Annotated in this window: 2 protein-coding genes; one reads left to right on the top strand and one right to left on the bottom strand. The window is 61.5% G+C overall.

The annotated features are described in order from the left end of the window. The coding region (gene bfr, locus AC1DT3_RS19745) for a bacterioferritin (RefSeq protein ID WP_477466914.1) at positions 1 to 405 on the top strand (405 nt) is incomplete at its 5' end. 54 nt (positions 406 to 459) lie between these two features. On the opposite strand, the gene AC1DT3_RS19740 is transcribed toward bfr, so the two are convergent. Beyond that, on the bottom strand, positions 460 to 1,855 hold a 1,396-nt coding region (locus AC1DT3_RS19740; protein WP_477466913.1), incomplete at its 5' end, for a bifunctional acetate--CoA ligase family protein/GNAT family N-acetyltransferase.

The following is a 1,855-nucleotide window of genomic DNA, read 5'->3' as shown; positions in this document are numbered from 1 at the left end:
TACTGGCTGCACTACCGGGTGCTCGACAATTGGGGCTACAAGGAGCTCGCGAAGACCTGGCGCAAGGAATCCATCGAAGAGATGCATCACGCCGACAAGTTCATCGAGCGGATTCTGTTTCTCGACGGTTTTGCCAACCTGCAGGTCCTCGATCCGCTGCGCATCGGCGAGACGATCACCGAGATCCTGCAATGCGATCTCGCCGCCGAAGTCGAAGCACGAGCGCTCTATCTCGAAGCGGCGCAGCATTGCGAAAAGGTGGGCGACCGCGTTTCCAAGAACCTCTTCGAAGAGTTGATGGCCGATGAAGAAGGCCACATCGATTTTCTCGAGACCCAACTCAACCTCGTCGATCAGCTTGGCGTTCAGCTCTACGCCCAGAAGCACGTGGGCGACCTCGACTGATCATTCACGATCCCGAAGCGACAAGCAGCCCGCCCCATTCGAGGTGGGCTTTTTTCATGCCAAGTCGTCACCGAGCCGTCGCGGTTCCGCAATCGCAGCGACGGGCAACGTCACCACGCGAATCTCCGCATCGTCCGGATCGTTGCGGATCGCGAAGCCCAGCTTGCGGCACATGTCGAGCATCGCGGTATTCTCGCGCAGCACTTGTCCCTCGATGACGCGCAGCCCCTCCGCCTTCGCCCATTCGATCATCAAACGCATCAGCTCCCAACCGAGACCCAGTCCCTTCAAGTCGGAACGCAGAAGGATGGCGTATTCGGCGGTTTCATGGTTGGCGTCAGCGAGCAGACGCACGGCGCCCATCATCTCCCCGGTATCGCGATCGAAAGCGACGAACGCGATCGCACGCGCGTAGTCGAGCTGCGTCAGCCGCGCGAGAAATGCGTGACTGAAGTCGCGCACCGGCGCGAAGAAACGTAGCCGTAGATCCTCCGGGGTGATCTTTTGAAAGAAGCGGAGAAACTCGTCCTCGTCATCGGGTCGCACCGGCCGCACGAACACCACACGTCCATCTCGCAAAGCGATGGTCCGCTCCCACTCCTTCGGATAGGGCCGCACCGCAAAGCGCGGTTGTCCCTTGCGCTCATCGCCATTGCATGATGCCAGCACCGCACGCGCGTCGATGGCGATGACGCCGTCGTGGTCGGCAAGGAGCGGGTTGATGTCGAGTTCTCTGATCTCCGGAATGTCCGAGGCGAGTTGGGCCAGTTTCACCAGAACGAGAGCGATGGCTTTTCCATCGGCAGCGGGAACGTCGCGATACGCTTTGAGAATGCGGGAGACGCGTGTGCGGCTGATCAGGTCATCCGCGAGCTTCGGATCGAGCGGTGGCAGGGCGAGCGCCTTGTCGTTGATGATTTCGACCGCCGTTCCGCCACGCCCGAAGACGACGACCGATCCGAAGATCGGATCATCGGCCAATCCTGCGATCAGCTCACGCGCCTTCGGTCGCCGGATCATCGGCTGCACGATCAAACCCGTGACGCGTGCGTCGGGCCGCAGGCGCGCGGCGCGGGCAAGAATATCGGAGACCGCGTTCGCGACCGCGTCCGTTGTCGTCAAGTCGAGTTTGACACCGCCGATTTCCGTCTTGTGCGGAATGTCGGGCGACAGGATTTTCACTGCGACAGCACTGGCTTCGGCAAGCATCGGCGTTGCCGCATCGATGGCCTCCTCGATCGTCTTGACGAGCTTCGTCTCCGCAAACGGAATGTGATAGGCGCACAGGAGATCACTGATCTCGAGCGGGTCGAGCCACGTGCGCCCGCTGTCGAGCGCTGCGGCAACGATGCGCCGGGCGGTCACGACATCGGGCAGGAAATCGCGCGGCAGGCTCTCCGGAGTTTCCATCAGCTGACTTTGCGCGTCGCGATAGCGCACGAGCTGGAGA

Source organism: Microvirga sp. P4_G7 (assembly GCF_056401005.1).
Note: the sequence above shows the minus strand (reverse complement) of the source record. Positions and strands in the feature narration are given on the sequence as shown.